Origin of the sequence: Pseudomonas sp. 2822-15 (genome assembly GCF_002742515.1) — a bacterium.
Classification (GTDB): domain Bacteria; phylum Pseudomonadota; class Gammaproteobacteria; order Pseudomonadales; family Pseudomonadaceae; genus Aquipseudomonas; species Aquipseudomonas salomonii.
Genome location: NZ_LJRY01000170.1, coordinates 1 through 15,302 on the forward strand (window position 1 = coordinate 1; position 15,302 = coordinate 15,302).

Annotated in this window: 15 protein-coding genes; 12 read left to right on the forward strand and 3 right to left on the reverse strand. The window is 50.7% G+C overall.

Annotated elements, in window-relative coordinates; all coding sequences use genetic code 11:
- The first annotated feature begins 410 nt into the window (after nucleotides 1-410).
- The 4 genes from AOA59_RS05920 to AOA59_RS05935 all read left to right on the forward strand — a co-directional run bounded on the left by AOA59_RS05920 (nucleotide 411) and on the right by AOA59_RS05935 (nucleotide 3,623).
- Complete coding sequence (locus tag AOA59_RS05920) at nucleotides 411-707, forward strand: hypothetical protein (protein WP_099486381.1); 297 nt, start codon at nucleotides 411-413, stop codon at nucleotides 705-707.
- 14 nt (nucleotides 708-721) lie between these two features.
- Nucleotides 722-2,206, forward strand: a complete 1,485-nt coding sequence (locus tag AOA59_RS05925; protein ID WP_099486383.1) for a hypothetical protein — start codon at nucleotides 722-724, stop codon at nucleotides 2,204-2,206.
- A 372-nt stretch (nucleotides 2,207-2,578) separates the two neighbouring features.
- On the forward strand, nucleotides 2,579-3,016 hold the full coding sequence (locus AOA59_RS05930) for a hypothetical protein (RefSeq protein WP_178076244.1): 438 nt from the start codon (nucleotides 2,579-2,581) through the stop codon (nucleotides 3,014-3,016).
- A gap of 241 nt (nucleotides 3,017-3,257) precedes the next feature.
- A complete protein-coding gene (locus tag AOA59_RS05935; protein ID WP_099486385.1) occupies nucleotides 3,258-3,623 on the forward strand; it encodes a histone-like nucleoid-structuring protein, MvaT/MvaU family in 366 nt (121 codons plus the stop codon).
- A 44-nt stretch (nucleotides 3,624-3,667) separates the two neighbouring features.
- Here the strand turns inward: AOA59_RS05935 and AOA59_RS05940 are convergent, their stop codons facing one another.
- Nucleotides 3,668-3,808, reverse strand: a complete 141-nt coding sequence (locus AOA59_RS05940) for a DUF2256 domain-containing protein (protein ID WP_099486387.1) — start codon at nucleotides 3,806-3,808, stop codon at nucleotides 3,668-3,670.
- A gap of 253 nt (nucleotides 3,809-4,061) precedes the next feature.
- Nucleotides 4,062-4,760, reverse strand: coding sequence for a helix-turn-helix transcriptional regulator (locus AOA59_RS05945; RefSeq protein WP_099486389.1), 699 nt, complete (start codon nucleotides 4,758-4,760; stop codon nucleotides 4,062-4,064).
- A gap of 331 nt (nucleotides 4,761-5,091) precedes the next feature.
- Here AOA59_RS05945 and AOA59_RS31935 point away from each other — a divergent pair, with 331 nt between their 5' ends.
- The 6 genes from AOA59_RS31935 (at nucleotide 5,092) to AOA59_RS05975 (ending at nucleotide 11,444) form a co-directional block, all read left to right on the forward strand.
- Nucleotides 5,092-6,249, forward strand: coding sequence for a hypothetical protein (locus AOA59_RS31935; protein ID WP_143522757.1), 1,158 nt, complete (start codon nucleotides 5,092-5,094; stop codon nucleotides 6,247-6,249).
- Nucleotides 6,250-6,544: 295 nt separating this feature from the next.
- Nucleotides 6,545-6,952, forward strand: coding sequence for a hypothetical protein (locus AOA59_RS05955; RefSeq protein WP_099486393.1), 408 nt, complete (start codon nucleotides 6,545-6,547; stop codon nucleotides 6,950-6,952).
- Between the two features lie 305 nt (nucleotides 6,953-7,257).
- A complete protein-coding gene (locus AOA59_RS05960) occupies nucleotides 7,258-7,914 on the forward strand; it encodes a hypothetical protein (RefSeq protein ID WP_099486395.1) in 657 nt (218 codons plus the stop codon).
- A 296-nt stretch (nucleotides 7,915-8,210) separates the two neighbouring features.
- On the forward strand, nucleotides 8,211-9,353 hold the full coding sequence (locus AOA59_RS05965) for a cyclic GMP-AMP synthase DncV-like nucleotidyltransferase (RefSeq protein WP_099486396.1): 1,143 nt from the start codon (nucleotides 8,211-8,213) through the stop codon (nucleotides 9,351-9,353).
- Between the two features lie 4 nt (nucleotides 9,354-9,357).
- Nucleotides 9,358-10,974, forward strand: a complete 1,617-nt coding sequence (locus tag AOA59_RS05970; RefSeq protein WP_099486398.1) for a ThiF family adenylyltransferase — start codon at nucleotides 9,358-9,360, stop codon at nucleotides 10,972-10,974.
- Nucleotides 10,962-11,444, forward strand: a complete 483-nt coding sequence (locus tag AOA59_RS05975; protein WP_099486400.1) for a Mov34/MPN/PAD-1 family protein — start codon at nucleotides 10,962-10,964, stop codon at nucleotides 11,442-11,444. Before AOA59_RS05970 ends, AOA59_RS05975 begins: the two co-directional genes overlap by 13 nt.
- Before the next feature lie 64 nt (nucleotides 11,445-11,508).
- Here AOA59_RS05975 and AOA59_RS05980 read toward each other — a convergent pair whose 3' ends face one another.
- Nucleotides 11,509-12,180: a hypothetical protein gene (locus tag AOA59_RS05980; protein WP_143522758.1), complete on the reverse strand. Its 672-nt coding sequence runs from the start codon at nucleotides 12,178-12,180 to the stop codon at nucleotides 11,509-11,511.
- A gap of 1,079 nt (nucleotides 12,181-13,259) precedes the next feature.
- On the opposite strand from AOA59_RS05980, the gene AOA59_RS31940 reads away from it, so the two are divergent.
- A complete protein-coding gene (locus AOA59_RS31940) occupies nucleotides 13,260-13,712 on the forward strand; it encodes a hypothetical protein (RefSeq protein WP_143522759.1) in 453 nt (150 codons plus the stop codon).
- Between the two features lie 209 nt (nucleotides 13,713-13,921).
- Nucleotides 13,922-15,040, forward strand: coding sequence for a hypothetical protein (locus AOA59_RS05995; RefSeq protein ID WP_099486407.1), 1,119 nt, complete (start codon nucleotides 13,922-13,924; stop codon nucleotides 15,038-15,040).
- The last annotated feature ends 262 nt before the right edge of the window (nucleotides 15,041-15,302 follow it).

Genomic DNA, 15,302 nt, shown 5'->3' on the forward strand with positions numbered 1-15,302 from the left:
TAGTGAGATCGAGCATCTACTGCCGCATCAGTGGATGCCTGGCTGATCTACGCAAGGCGTATTCCCCGTACGCTTACGGATCGCTGGTAGGGACAAACGTGCTGCGGCGATCATTAGTTTTATCCATTCATGCGAGTATGAACGGGCTGATCCGTAAAAGTGGGCGCCGTTTAACTATGCAAGAGGTATTCGCGGAATTGCAGGATTCGCCATTTCTGCGAGGGCATATCAGGAGCATGCTCGATCACTTTCTAGCACTCCTGCCCTTCCTTGGCGAGGTCACAAAATTTCGCGGGAGTTTCGTTGTTTCATCGCTTAAGCCAATTTGCGAGAGTCACTCCACCCGAGTCTCGGGTATCGTGACGCCCATTCTCTGGGGTGGCACGTCTCACAGTTATTTGGAGTGAAATATGCGCAAAAAATCGCAAGGGTACCTAGCAGAATCCAAGCTGGTCATCAGGCAGGGCGAGCAGCTCTGGCACCTTCATCAAGCACTGAAAGAACGCTCTGAGCGCGAAGTCGTAATAGAAATGGCGCAGGGTTACGTCGATGCCGGGCGGGCACCGACCTTCTCGGACGGGCTTATGATAGCGGGCGGCGTAGTCAACGCATACCGGAGCACTGAGGCAGGCGAACGCGTGATCCAAGGGGCCCGCACGCGGCTCAAAACGCGCAACGACGACGGCATCCTACCTGCACTGACTTAACACAAGGAGTGGACATGAGCCGCACATTCAGCGTTAACGAGTGTGCGCTCAACGAGGATACCCTCCAAGTTGCGCGCCAGTCCCAAGATAACAAGATACTAGAGACGATGGAGCCGTCCGCTTTAACGCAAGCCATCGTCGATATTTTGTCTATCGACTCCAAGTCATCGATCCCAGGCACGCAAGGGGAATTGCGGCTGCTCGATAGACTTTATTGCCTGATGAGCATGAAAAATCGCAACTGGCTGACTGAATCGCATATAAGTCTCCCCTACGCTCAGATGATCTCGCCTAACGGGCCAAGGGAAGCGGAGCTGAAGTCCAGGCTGTACGGGATTGAAGACCGTGAAGAGCCTGTTACTGAACCGAACGGCACTCCAACGGGAATCGAGCTACGGAATTATTTTTTCCAGTTGCTCAAGAAATGCCTGCCTGAGCAAGACATCGCAACCTTCCCTCATCTGCTGACGCTATTTGATAATAGCTTCTCCAATAAAAAAAGAATGCCTGTTCTGGAGCTAAGGGCCTGGAGCACCCTGACGCTGTTTCAACAGCTGATTTTCAGGTTTGAACGGCAAGCGCGCCTTCACCCACCAAAGGGTCTAACGCTTGAGCAGGCCGCGACTCCCGAATACATAGAGCCCATTCACGCCAAGATTCGCGATGAACTCGCAAGACTGGTAGCTATCAGCGCTTGGCGAACAGTTGTTGATGGTGAATCAGAAAATAACGACAGCCTATTCGTCCGTCTTGGTCTGAACGCAGCTGTCAATCGGTTCGTGCTGGAGCAATGGGCGTATAACCGCCGAGTCCAAGCAGCCGCGCAGATTCAAATCAGTTTAGTCAGAGAACTGGAAAAGACTGCACCAAATGGGTTTCTTCAGCTTCTGACAGATGATATGGATAGCTTGGGTGGTCTCATAGACTACCCAAAGCTTGTTCAATCGTTACTTGGCTCAGCCCTCGAAGAGCGCGGCGTTACCATCACGTCCAACATTTATGAGCGCATTGACGCACAAGTCAATCAGATCATACAGAGCTGTGTTCTGGACGAGTTCATGGGGGACAAGGAGATCAACCTGGCCTTGTCATCACACCCAGCGCTGACAAAGGCTCTGGGATATCTCGCATTGGCATGGAGCCATGCGTACAAGGGACGCTTTCCAGAGGATGATCCTGGTATTCACACTGCAGTCACCAGATTGATCTCTAGCCGCTCTCCGTTAGTGACTTCCGGCCAGCACATGGTCAGCCTTAGGAGACTGATCTCTACCCTGATGAATACACAGGCATTTTGCTTCCCATCTGCCTACAGAATAGAAAAGCATATCGAGCATGTCATTTACGTAAGAAGATTTCTGATCGACGAAATACTACGGACATTCAAAACGGCTTCACTGGAGCAGTGGGATAGCGTTCTGCGTACCGGGTTGAGCGCTGATGAGCTTTCAGAGTTCATGGTAGGTATACAGCCTACGTCGCGATCACTAGGGCCGTAACCTACTGCTACTGGTATGTTTCCTGGGACGAAAAGGTACCTGCGTCGGAGAAGGCAAGTCGCTACATCAAGGGGGATGAGGCCTATTGGCATGTCGTGACCCCTCAGCCTGCTCTACCTTCCGATGGGATCAAACGCAAAGCAGTCAAAGAGCGTTAGCCAGGGCCTTTGTTAGTTACGATCTGATATCTGCAGGCGACGTACAGGAATACAGAAAAGCACAGCAGCTGGGCGGTCAGGAGGTTTGAGCGGTACCCTCTTATACCTCCCGCACAGCCTTGCTTGCTAAGATTTAAAATCAATGCTCCACCTCCGTATCGCTCAGCTTAAGCGGTGGTAGTATTCGTTTCAACTGGATGGATGCGGTAAGGACATGGCGTTGAAAACAGAGGTCAAAAACAAGCTCGCTATCGGCAAACGGAACGAATTCGCCATCTGGGGATACTTGCTTGCCGAAGGGTTTGACGTGTTCCCCTCGCTGGTCGACGACAAGGGGATTGACGGGATTGTCGGGAATCAAGGTCGCTACTTCGAAGTTCAGATCAAGAGTGGCGAAAACTGGAACAATCAGCGAGGCCTTAGTCGATCTGCTGTGAGTGCGAACCCTGACCGTATTTTCTTAATCTATAACACTGCCGAGGACGAGGTTCGATATTTCACAGGGCGGCAGATTCTTGATGAGCCTGAATGGCAAGAGTGCATCAATTGGACGGTTTCCCAAATCAAGCTTCCTAAACGAATGTTGCAGAAATATGAGGCTCATAACTGGGCCGGATTCGTCGCTTACCTGAGGTCTTCCAAACAGGGATAACCAGCCCAAGTCCGAGGCAGTTGCAGCCTTTGTCATGAGTCGCAAATCGTTCGTCGGGCATGGCTGGTCTTGCCTGTGGCGAAACCTCACCTCTAGCTTGGAAGTTTCTGAAAGAATGGCACTCGACGAGTTAAATCGATGTCACGCCAATCCGTGATATGGAAATAGTTAACGTTCCGACCTTGTGAATTTAGGATATTGTTTAGATATCACCCTCGATCACAACTAGGAGAGAAAATTTATGTCCAAACTCGCAGAATTCCGCCAACTCGAAAAACACCTGGCAGAGCAGCTTCAAGCGCTAGAAGCGCTGAAGGGTGATGCTGGCCTTAAGACAGAAATTGAATTCGAAACGAAGCTACGCGATTTGCTCGCAAAATATGGCTACAGTCTGAAAGACGTTATCAACCTGCTTGACCCACAAGCCAGCCGTCGCGCTCCAGCCGTCGAGTCTAGAGCCGGCAGCCGCAAGCCTCGTCAGTTGAAGGTTTATAAAAATCCTCACACCGGTGAAGTCGTCGAAACCAAAGGTGGCAATCATAGAACGCTGAAGGTTTGGAAAGCAGAACATGGCTTCGCGACTGTTGAGTCCTGGTTGACCAAGTGAATTTGGCTTGAGTACAAAAGGGCCTATGATGGCCCTTTTTTTGCTCAGCATTTAGCAAGTTTACTGCGTCGGCAGCGCTCCGAACAGTAACGCACATCTTCCCAACAGCGCGCCCACTTCTTCCTCCATGTGAAGTGAAGGCCGCAGGTCATGCAGGTTTTGACTGGGAGCTCACTCTTTTTCAATACGACGCACCTTCTTCTAAAATTTGGCGAGCATTAGCTGACCGCGTTGCTTCAATTGCCTCATGGTTAGACCAAAACGGCGTGGCGCTCTGCAACGCTATTCTTCGCTTCAGGGGCATTCCACTTCAGAACGTCCTTGCGCCTTTGCACTCTTAGCAAGGCATCTGTGTCCCCCGCAGCAGCCCGAAGGGCATCATCTCGTTCGAACTGTCGCATTGCGTCGATTAAGCATCCTTTCTTGTGGCAGTTTCGGTCAGAATGGAAAATCCAGTTTTTTCTGCACCGCAAATTCGCCTGGTGCTTTACCTCGTTCGAAAGCAATTAGGTAAGACATCTGGACGGTCAAGGGCTTCGCCTCTGACTGCTCGCCAGACACCTTCAGATGTACCTTGCGAGTAGCATATTGAATAGATACCCCAAGCCTTTGTAGTTCAACGATCAGCTCCTGCATCTCGTCGTACACAGCAAATTTTGTGCTTTCTGAGTAATCGCTGGCGCAATCTCTGTAGTCGCGAAAGTAGTCCACTAGCGACGCAAAGACCTCATGGGCGTCACGCTGCATTTCAAATCCGGGTTGGGAAATATCCACTGTGGAGCTTTCCGCAAGCTTAGCGAGTTGGTGTCCAGTCATCAGATGCTGTGCCGGTAAGGTGATGTAGTCGCGTTCAATACGGGCTTTCTCTACTCTCAACTCCTCTTCTGTGGGTATGTCGAAGGGCTTGTTGAAGGCGTCGATGTCCTCGATCTCAAAAGCAGCTGCAAGCGCACGTCGAGTGTCAGCGCTTGAGGACTTGGCATTCTCAACGCGTTGTACAGTGCGTACGTTCAAGCCTGAAAGCTCGGCCAGAGTCTCCTGTGACCATTGAAACACCTCCCGCATTTTGCGGATGAGAGCTGCGAATTCTTCGAGACTCAGCACACGAGGTTGGTCAGACGTGTTGTTCGTATTCATTTTTAAGCTCCATGAGATGATTGGTACGGCTCATGATGAAGAGGCTGCTGATGACACAACACGGCAGGAACCCGACAGAGAAGCGACAAGGCCTGAGGTGTGCTGAGGTTACGATGAATTGATGCCAGTTGCAGACTTGCACGTCCGGATTCACCTAGCCATTATCGATGCCTTGCCGGTGGCCAGGCAGGGAAGCCCTGAAATGGCCTCACTACCTCCTTATTGCGGTGTCGTTGAGCTAAATTCCCCATTTGTTTGGTGTGAGCCGCAAACTAAACGCTGAAGGAGCATCCTGCTTTTGATAATGCCAAGCGCACGAATCCATCAAGAAATGTATTCATCTGAAGCAGGAGTATGGTTTATACCCACTAACGATGGTGCATCAGTTCTGATCAAGGCCCCCTTCACCAGCTTAAAAGCTTTGTCGGTGGGCTGTTCATTGGAAATCGGGATAGGTGTGTTCGAAAATAAAGTCTGCGTTGCAGGCATTATTCACGACGCTCCAGATACACCACTCATTGTTTCTCGACCTCAGGCACATGCTGAAGAACACCAGGCACTCATAGAGGTCTTGAGTTGTGGTGAAGTGAATTTTTTTCTGTTTAATGAGATGGATCACTGCGTCGGCTGGTCGCCAGGATCTCTTGCCCCGGAGGGTTCAAAACAAGCTTCCGAACATCTTCAGCCCGCCACTAGGCTTTACACCGGAAGCGTTCTAGAGTTTGGTGAAAGTCTTCTAGATATCTTCAATGAAGCAATGTACGAAAACAGTACGGCGGAGAAAAATCCTGAGTTAGCAGCTGTGAAAATCCCCGTAAAGCTTGTCGACTGGCATCCTAATTTTTTGTCGTACGTGGGTATAGGTACATATCAAACTGTCCAGGTTGATCATCCAGATGAGGGGGGGATGCTGGAGAACTCAGTGTGGGCGGCACTCTCCTCCGTTTACCCGGCACAGCTTTATAAGAGTCCTGCCGTAGAAAATGGTGAGAAAACCCGAGAGCTGACGGACGTTCTGGCCCTTTCCAGCCACGGGAATGTTCTCATTGAAACTAAAGATCTCGCGATGCTTGCCTCAAAGGGCTCCAGGGCGCATGCAAGGCGGGTCTCTGGAGTAAAAAAGCAGGCTCTTAAAGGGGGAACGCAGCTCGTAGGTGCAGCCAAAGCGCTTCGACGAAACTGCAAGATCAGCTCAAGCGAGGGCAAAGTCCTAAATGTGGATCTGTCCGATAAATTGCATTGCGTGGTGATCGTTTCAGAGCTATTTGCTGAAAACTGGGATGAAGTATATGAGGCTGCTGCCTCTGCGATGCGCGAAACCGGCGAACTGTTTCACGTGATTGATTATCGTGAGTTAGTAGCTGTCCTGAAAATTGCCAGAGGCCGTGACGGGACGCTCCAGACAGTTTTGACAAAGCGTCTAGAGCATGTGCTTCGTCAGCAAACGTTGAATGTGAGAAGCCGGCAAGCACCTAATTCTTCTGTGTAACGTAGATCATAGTGTAATGGCGGCCACAACGGACGCCATTGCTTTAATGCTGAAACTCGGAAGATATTTTCGTCAACGGTTCGGCACGATTCAGCGCGAGTGCTCTTACCTTGATGCGCACTTCGCCGGCGGCAGGTGCTCGCACAGTTGCTAGCAAGCGGAGCGAGCAGGCAGGCGTGATTTCAGCCCGATGGGCCGAGACGTGGCCTGCCAAGACTCGGTTCACGACAGCGCACCGCCGAAGGCGGCACGCCATAATCATCCCCTAGCTTCAACCAACCTGCAGGGAGCTGAAATGACCCTTGATCAACTCTGCGAGCTTGAGACGACTAGGCGAAGGGCTCTTTGGGCACTCGCCAGCCACCGCCCTGGTGATCCGAATGCATACGAACTTCTTACCATCCTCGATAACCTTTACGAGAGGGAAAGAGACAGCAGGCCCTCCCTTGATAAGCCACTCGATCTCAACGAGGTTCGTGATCGGGTTCCGGTGCAGCATCACCACTCCGGAATCGACATCATTTCAGAGCAGAATATTCCGCAGCCCTGGAGGGAGCGTTTTCATCAGGCAAGCATCGGCTCGACCCGATTGGTTGACGGGCCTTATGCCAAGGATTGGAAGCAATTCTTAGCTGAATGGGAAGCAGAGATGCGGCACCTGCAGCAGCATAGAGCTGCAAGACGTAAACCAGGCACAGATTGAGCGGATGCCTGGCATGGAGCAAGACGACGATGACACTGTGTACTGCGATATCCGCAACATCCATCCAGATTGAGCGGCAGTTAACTTGCTAGCCCGGTGAGCTATCGAAATCCAGGATTTGCAAGGCACTTGCGACGTGCCTTTTTGTTGAAGTCGACCCATGGGCGCTGGTAATCCATGCCGGCTGAAACAGAATCGCCGTCGCGAAAGCGTATTCTCCTGGTCACAGGCTGGAGGCGTACGTAGCGCCCCGCTGCGTGAGCGTATAGGGTAGGGCTTTGATGCTTACATATAGAGGATAGGGAATGTATCAAGTCATAGGGATCACCAAGACCCTCGGATACTTTGCTACTACATGCCTGGTCGTTTTCCTGGTGCTGCATTTCAGAGACATGTCAGAGATATTGTCTGGGTCACTAGCCGATCTTTATCGGCCTATAACATCAACTGTAGGGATCGTTGCTGCCTTTTTCTTCGTCCTGGGCCAGACCCCTGTGTTTGTATGGCTGTGCAAGCTGCCTCTTGTACGCAAATTTTTCCCGCCCATCGACGGGGAGTGGAACATGAAACTGCAATCCAATTGGGGGGTCATGCAGAAATGGCTTGGGCAGGGTGACGGCTCTTCGCTTTGTATAGTTCAGGGCAAGGTCAAGATCAAAGCACGTCTGTTTAGCGTCAAAATGGAGTTCACTTCGGACATCCCGTACTCCGAATCCAAAACGATCAGCGTCTCCGTCCGTCCCAGCGATCAGATTGGCCTCCTTGAGCTGAACTACATGTACATCAATTACACCCAGGTTCCAGTGGCTACTGACTCGAACACGCACACCGGGGCGGCTCGGGTATTCGTCAAAGAGACTGGCGACGGGTTAGTGATGGACGGCACCTATTTCACTGACCGTAAGTGGACAGAAGGGCTCAATACGGCAGGGCAAGTCACATTCACCAGGCCTAAGGCCTGAGAGCATTTGAGTGAGCGACTAAACACGACCGTACGGTTCTGTCAGCTAACCAACACTATATATGGTGTTTTTTTGTAGGTGCTTGATCTATATGTGGTGGGGTGGCACTATGTCATCTCGCACGTGTCATCGAGCATGCTAGCTGACAAACCGGGAAGGACTGCACCCTTTGGATTGCGTGGTAGGCGTAGGGTGGCAGTGACGAGATTCAAGAGCGCGGAGGCGCTTGGTAGTCTTGATGTTAAGGTCAGCAATTGCTGGAGGCACCGTTCATCTCGCGCTTGAGCGGAGGCTTCATGCCAAACTTTAGTACATTGCTATTCACTACCACCGGGGAAGACTGTTTCCTTGATGAACTCAACCTTGCTGCCGATGAGCTCGCACAAATCGATGGCGCTCGTAAAGATATCAGAGAGGCCCTAAAGGCTGACCTGCCTCGGGTGCTTCGTGAAAAAGGCTTGGAGGGTGAGATCTGTCCCCCTCGGTTCTACATTCAAGGATCACGGTCGTACAAAACCCTCAACAGCCCTTGCACTACGCCGCCCCAGCAGTCGGATATCGATGATGGTGTTTATCTTCCGTTGAGTGTGATGCGGGAAGAGACCAGCCCCAAACTTGCGATTGCGTTGTTCTTTGATGCTGTCGTTGACGTCCTTACCCAAATTTGCGCCGAAAGGGGTTGGCAAATTGAGAGTAAGGACACCTGCGTTCGGGTGACCATTTCTCTCTATGCCCACATCGATCTGCCCCTTTACGTGATCCCGGACACGCTGTTCCTGTTGATCAAGTCCAGCATGGAAAATCGTGGGCAGGTCGTATTTGACAGCGCGATTAACTCCGAAAGAGACACTTGGAAAACGCTCCCATCTGATAGGATCCTTTTGGCTGACCGTAATCAGGGTTGGCGTAAGTCAGATCCAATGGCCATGAAGAACTGGTTCAAACGGGAGTGCCAGGATAAGGGCCCCGATCAACTCATCCGCGTCGTTCGTTACCTCAAGGCATTCCGTGACAAGCAATGGGAAGAAAAGGGCCCTAGCTCGATTCTTCTCATGGCTATGTCCTGTTCACTTTTCGAATACGTCGATAAACGGGATGACCGCGCGCTGCTCAACGTGGTCAAGGGAATCCCGGCTGCACTGCAAAACGGCGTCATGAGCCCAATCGATCCTGAGGCATCGCTAACCGCTCACATGCTCAAGGAAAATATTGCTGATGCAGTAGAGCAGTTCCAGATATTCGCAACTCACTTGGAAGGCGCCATCAACTCAACTGACGCTGAGACGGCTTACGTCTGGTTGCACCGGATGCTCGGCGACCGATTCCCAAATGCTCCTCATCGCATGAAATCCAACTCTGAGGGCATACCGGCGTCCATGGCCGCGATTGCACCTCTCGCTGGCCCCGCAGAGCCTGTAAAACGTACGAAGGCAGGCTGAATTCATGGACGCTATGCCAGAGGTGCTGCGTCATATGACTGGCTGGGGATTTACCAAAGTTGATCCTCAGCTAAACGCAGGGTGGCTGGTGATGACCGGAGAATTGTCGACAGCCACTCAGGGGGTTGTCCAATGCGAGGTTTGGATAGACCGCTTATTTGAAAGGCCTCTCAAGCTATGGCTTACCGGTGTACCCAAGGCGCTTCCTCGGCTCGTCCCTCACCTGAGCCCAGATGGCTATCTCTGTTACGCAGCCCCCGGTACCGAGGTCATCGATATCTTTGACCCAGTAGGACAAACCCGTACGTCTCTGCTCCAGGCTGCCGAGGTGCTTGAGCTGGTTCTCGCCGGAAAAATGAAGGAAGATCTGCAGGAAGAGTTTTTCGTCTATTGGGATGGTATCTACTGTTTTCATGACATCGAGCGGCGTACGTCCGGCCTAGTGGAGATGCTCCAGTTATCGGACACCAAGATGTATGTGCTCACTGACGATGTCGCGCGAAGCCGGCTTAAGTTTGCTCGTGCTGGTAGGACGATTAAGAAGTTCCCGGCGAATATTGCGATGATTACCTCCAGCGCAGCTCCAAGACCGCTGCAGGAAAATTGGCCTCCTAAAACAGTTGGTCAGATCCTCGACTGGCAACATGAAATGGATGACGCGTGCAAACGCAAGATACGCGATAAGATCATCGCCGCGTACCGGGAGGAGGTTGGGGGTATATTGATCGTCATTGAGTCCGAAAAAACAGGTTATAGCTACGGCTTTATCGTCCATGACCTTCAGCGCAATCGGCCTGATGACCAGCGCTCCACTGATCAGCGCCTCCCAATTTTCGACTGTCCTGTTCAACCTCTACAGATGCTGCGCCTCGATGATAAATACCTGAGCGAACGAAATATTCCAGGACAGGCCACGTTCTCGGGCAGGCGCATAGGTTTGATTGGGTGCGGCACAATCGGCAGCTTTCTCGCCGAGATGTTGGTGAAAGCCGGGGCCGGAGCAGGGGGCGGTGAGTTCCTGCTGATCGATAACGACATCCTAATGCCTCAAAATCTCGGTCGGCATCGGCTTGGCTTCAATAACCTCTTCCGGGAAAAGGCAGTTGCATTGGCAGACGAGCTCAAGGCATCCATGCCAACTGCCAAGGTGTGTGCCTTTGCCAGCGACGCCAAGGATGTGTGTTTGGGCGGCCTCGATTTAATCATTGATGCCACAGGGGAGGAGTCGTTTGGGCATTGGCTCGTCAAGGCCGCATCCTGCCCTACTTTGCACGTTTGGATTGAGGGTGCGGGCGTCGCCGTTCGTTCACTGATCAAGCAGCGTGCTGAGCAGGGTTGCTACCGATGCCTTACTGATGCAAATAGCCAAGGTAGTTTGTTGTCTGTCGTTGGAGGCGTGCAGCCAATCTTCTCGGGGCAGGGATGTGAAGGACTTTACGTACCGTTCCCTGCATCGGTGTCGATTCAAGCTGCCGCTTTGGCATTGGATACCGCGCTGGCTTGGGTTGGAGACAAGCCTTGGCCATCGCTCTCAACCCGGCTGACCGATCACAGTTACGAGCCAGCAACCCCCGATTGCTCTCCGCTGCCGCATCTGGAATGTCCAGCATGCCGTTCGTGACGACCTGGGTTGTGCCCGGCAGTCGGCAGCTGGTGTATCTGCATCGCCAGCCGCTGGAGGTCTTCAGTCGATACATCCAAGAGGGTCTCGACTCGAAGGAGGCAGGGGGGATATTGCTCGGTCACGTTCGTGGCGAGCATTTGGAGATTATTGAGGCGACCGAACCCTCGATCTGGGATAGGCGCTTCAAGTTTCTCTTTGAGCGCATGCCCCACTTCCATCATCGCCGGGCCATGAAAAGGTGGAAGGATAGCAATGGCCTGGTGCGATACATCGGGGAGTGGCATACCCATCCCCAAAATCATCCAACGCCATCATCAATTGATCTTAGCGAGTGGCGGATACTGGCTGCTGACCGAGTCGACGGGAGGCCCCTGCTGGCCCTCATCGTCGGGAGTGAGGATCTCCATGTCGAGTATATGTCCTCAGCCGGCAAGCGACGCATTCTTCAGCATTCCGAGCTGTGCTGAAGCTTATGTGAAAAACAGTAGCGTCAGACGGAGGTAATTTCCAGTGTAAGAAAGCGCGTATACATCATTGGCCTGCCTCGAATAGGTGAAGCAGGAAGCCCTGTATGGTATCGACCGTTGAGCTTATATAAGAAGCGTCCATCATGATGAGCTGCTCCTCGATAAAGCTCAAATTTTTGGATTTGTTAATTATGCCTATGAGCTTCGAGGAGTTTTTGATCAGATTTGCGTCGCCATCTGCATGTACGATGCAGTTCCTGATGAGATTCAAAGTTGTGAGGTGAGACCAGTTTTTGTTGACGGTTTCGAGATCTATCTTGGCCAGTTTTTCAAGGTAGATTCTAAATTTTACTATTCCTTCACCCCTTACTTCTTCTGGTTTAAGAGGTAAATCCATTGATTCGTAGTATTTACCGCATAGCTTGCTCATGCTGTTTTCTAGGTAAGCATAGCTCGCAAGGATTGCCGAGTACCTATGCATTCGAAGAGAAAAAAACTCTATCTCTCGTATGGCGTCTGAGTAGCTGTAGTTGTGCTCGCTGTCATCTTCGTGATCTTTTGTTCGTTCTTGTTCTGATTGGCAGGCTATCAACAGCTCGTCAGACTCCTCCTGGTAAACCCTTTCTATTCGGTTGAAGTGACGGCGCAAATAATCACATTTGCTCGTGATGGTGTGCGGAGTTACTGACCCCAGTTCTGGATTCTGAGGGGTGACTTGAAACACGAATTTGCTCATGGTTTGTCCGATGATTAGTTTTGAGTGTAAAGGTGCCGTGATCAATACTGGCTTCGCCAGCGCTGGTGGCTTTTTTTTGGCTGCGAGGGCTCTACGGCAGTGGTTCCAGTGCTTAAGAGATGATGCATGGGGTTCATACCCCATTTACCATGGAGGCTTCAAAGATCGCCATGGTACTGATATGTCGCTGGATGAATACCGTTCCATCACCGCTGACAGTGCCACAAATTGCTTTCGGACTGAGCACGCACCAATTCCGCCCTTGCGTGAACAGCTGAGTCAAGGCTCCCAGCCAGTTGACACTTCGGCATCGCTATCGCTTCACCAGATCTTTGTACCGTTCTCGTGACTCCAGGATCTGATCTCTGAGTTCTTCAGGATCAATCCTCATGCCGCCCCGAGGCGTTGTCTGCAGCGTTTTCAGGCTGTTCACAGCTTTGATGAACTCTCGTTCTTCTGCCTGTATCCATGCAGGGCGTTTGTCTTTCCAAAAAAACCATGCCATCGCTTAAGCCCGTCTTGGATTGGATGGAGATGAGAGTATGTAGGAGCTGGAAGGAATGTCCAGGCAGGGATTGTCCTATGGAGTTTGACAAGGGGAGCGGTGTTGTTCGAACTGATAAATTTGAGAAACTGAGCTACTCGAAAACACTTTTCCAGTCCCTCTAAGTCAGCGCTTTACAGATACTTTCAGCACCACCAAACACTCGCCCTGACACCTTTGCTATGGTGGCGTCAGTCGAGTGTTGAATTTGGGTTCAACCCTCGCTAATCAGCACTCCCTTCACACCGAGAAGAGGCGCATAGCCTGCGACTACATGATGTGCGCTGACAGAGGATTCGGTTCCCATGGGAATTGCGTATGTTCCTGTGCTAGTCTGCGACTTGCTTTTGAGAATCGGCTCAGAAAGGGAACTTAGCCTATGTGGCGAACAAAGTTTGTGTCAGGAGCGACTTGTCTGATTCTGGATAGATGAATTTATGCACGTCCGGAGTGTATTGTTGGATTTAGCACGTAACGAGTAATGGCTCAGTGTCTGGCAATGCAGTTATTATATTAACACTCAAGGAAGACAGTTTTGAACCAACAATATATTGATGAAGTAAAGCGCCTGCTTGAGAACGGATTTCTTGAATGCGCTTATGAGTCGGAATCTGACAGCAATCCACTTCGAGTATTTCCTGCACGTTTACCGAAGGGATTAGGCGAATGTGAAGTGCTCAACGACCTTTATGTTATTTTGAACGGAGTGACGATTGCTTATCTGCGGCAAATGGTAGTCATGCGTAAAGAAAGGGTGCTAATACTAGGGCATTGGGGGTTAGCTCCTAAGTTGTGTAATAATAAAATTGGCCCATCTTTATTGAAAGGGCTTGGTCTAGCCATCAATAAAGCGTATGGAGTAACTTGGATTGATTTTAGTGATGAGCCGAATAACCCTGGATACATCAGGTTTTATGTAGTCCATGGCGCAATACGGCAGCCTCGCGCTGATCGGTTCAATCAGTTTTTTTGGCGCTGGAAGATTTAAGCGGAATAGTACCGTCAGGGTTATAGCATAGAAAAGTCGCAGCTTTTCTTGGCCATTCTAGCGATGTCAGCGCTAACTCCTAACTATAGACTCTCCTGATGACGCGTAATTTATAAAACGGCTGACAGGAGATGGGTTAAAAGTGAGCTGCCATTTGCGCTTTGTTGTAGTCACAAGCACGTCTGCAATTCAACTAATAGGAGGGCGGTATGAAGCCAGGATTACGGAGTATTTACAATTTCGAGCATAATTTGCAACGTGAGGGAATGTTCTATTTTGGCCCGTATGAGTTCAATGTGCCCCAAGAGTTAATAGGTGGAAGTTTTGCGCAGGCTAAGAAGCTAGTCTTTGCTAAGAAGTTTTCTTCGTCAGGGCTGCAACGTACTTTCGCTGAAAAAGCGGCAGTCTCTGGTGATTGGAATGTCACAGCATTGCTCACTGAGCATCCCGCTTTGGATGAGCCATCGGTTCTTATGCCTGACAATCCTTGGGTGAATGGAGGGTTTGATCTGTCCTTGATTCTCTCATTGTTAACCGGCGCATGCGTAGCGTTAGATAAAGATTCTCCACCGGACTTTAAACTCAGTCCAGCTTTGCCTATCGTGTGCGATGATTTTTTCGCGAAGGGTTCTAAGGTTGATTGGACATTATTACCTGCGATGCAAGCAGCCGGCGGGGGCGATGCCCTCTACGCTTTGTCGCTGGCCCGCGATAGCCAAGAGGGTGTAGTTAAGCTTGCTATGGGTTCGGCGGCGCTGGATGGGCTGGTATCGCGATGGCACAGTACCTCAGGAGAGAACCGCTATTCGCCAGAAGTGAAAGATAAAATTAAGTTTGCACTGCAGTCTTTTGAAACAAATTTGACCAACGCAAAAGTGGATGAACTTCTCATCAAGGATATAATGTCTCGGACAAATAATCTATCGAGCAACTCAGCGTTATCAAAGCTTACAGCCTTCCTCTCTATGTTTGAGATGTATCCAAAAGACGCCGGGAAAGATGTTGCGTTACGGTTGAAGTTTTTTAATGTGTTGCGTAACTCGGTTGCTCATACAGGTGTTCTTCGCCTGAGTATTGCTGGCCAACCTGATGTCACCGGGAGGGTTGCAGGAGCTGTAGCAGTTCTTCTTCAATATATTTGCCGAGTTTACATCGCAAAATACCTACTCGGAATCGTTGATGCAAAAATTGAAGAAACGCAGCAAGTAGTAAAGAAGTTTTTTACGACAGGTAAACTATTTGGCAATGATATAATTACGGAGGATTACGATGCATATCGGCAGAGGCTGATTGACCACTTTGAGGAGCACGGAAACCTCGATCTCTGATGCATTGCCTTCTCGGGGAGAGAGCGCATTTAACTATGCAATAGCTGAGGGGGGCGGTGCTGCCTCTCTTTATGGATACAGATTCAACCAGGATAATTGGTGCCACTACCTATTCATCAAGGCTTTTCCCAGGTCTCGGTCTACAAGGGTCTGATCTTCTCGATATTGATTTTTTTGCCGCCGTGAGGCGTAGTCTAAAACGTGTTTAGCGTGTTTACGTTCTTGATGAACTCTCTCCTCTGCCTGTATCCATGCAGGGCGC

What these genes read in the sequence shown, in the direction of transcription:
- AOA59_RS05920 (WP_099486381.1), top strand. Translation starts at nt 411, where the DNA reads ATGCGCAAAAAATCGCAAGGGTACCTAGCAGAATCCAAGCTGGTCATC.
- AOA59_RS05925 (WP_099486383.1), top strand. Translation starts at nt 722, where the DNA reads ATGAGCCGCACATTCAGCGTTAACGAGTGTGCGCTCAACGAGGATACC.
- AOA59_RS05930 (WP_178076244.1), top strand. Translation starts at nt 2,579, where the DNA reads ATGGCGTTGAAAACAGAGGTCAAAAACAAGCTCGCTATCGGCAAACGG.
- AOA59_RS05935 (WP_099486385.1), top strand. Translation starts at nt 3,258, where the DNA reads ATGTCCAAACTCGCAGAATTCCGCCAACTCGAAAAACACCTGGCAGAG.
- AOA59_RS05945 (WP_099486389.1), bottom strand. Translation starts at nt 4,760, where the DNA reads ATGAATACGAACAACACGTCTGACCAACCTCGTGTGCTGAGTCTCGAA.
- AOA59_RS31935 (WP_143522757.1), top strand. Translation starts at nt 5,092, where the DNA reads ATGTATTCATCTGAAGCAGGAGTATGGTTTATACCCACTAACGATGGT.
- AOA59_RS05955 (WP_099486393.1), top strand. Translation starts at nt 6,545, where the DNA reads ATGACCCTTGATCAACTCTGCGAGCTTGAGACGACTAGGCGAAGGGCT.
- AOA59_RS05960 (WP_099486395.1), top strand. Translation starts at nt 7,258, where the DNA reads ATGTATCAAGTCATAGGGATCACCAAGACCCTCGGATACTTTGCTACT.
- AOA59_RS05965 (WP_099486396.1), top strand. Translation starts at nt 8,211, where the DNA reads ATGCCAAACTTTAGTACATTGCTATTCACTACCACCGGGGAAGACTGT.
- AOA59_RS05970 (WP_099486398.1), top strand. Translation starts at nt 9,358, where the DNA reads ATGGACGCTATGCCAGAGGTGCTGCGTCATATGACTGGCTGGGGATTT.
- AOA59_RS05975 (WP_099486400.1), top strand. Translation starts at nt 10,962, where the DNA reads ATGCCGTTCGTGACGACCTGGGTTGTGCCCGGCAGTCGGCAGCTGGTG.
- AOA59_RS05980 (WP_143522758.1), bottom strand. Translation starts at nt 12,180, where the DNA reads ATGAGCAAATTCGTGTTTCAAGTCACCCCTCAGAATCCAGAACTGGGG.
- AOA59_RS05995 (WP_099486407.1), top strand. Translation starts at nt 13,922, where the DNA reads ATGAAGCCAGGATTACGGAGTATTTACAATTTCGAGCATAATTTGCAA.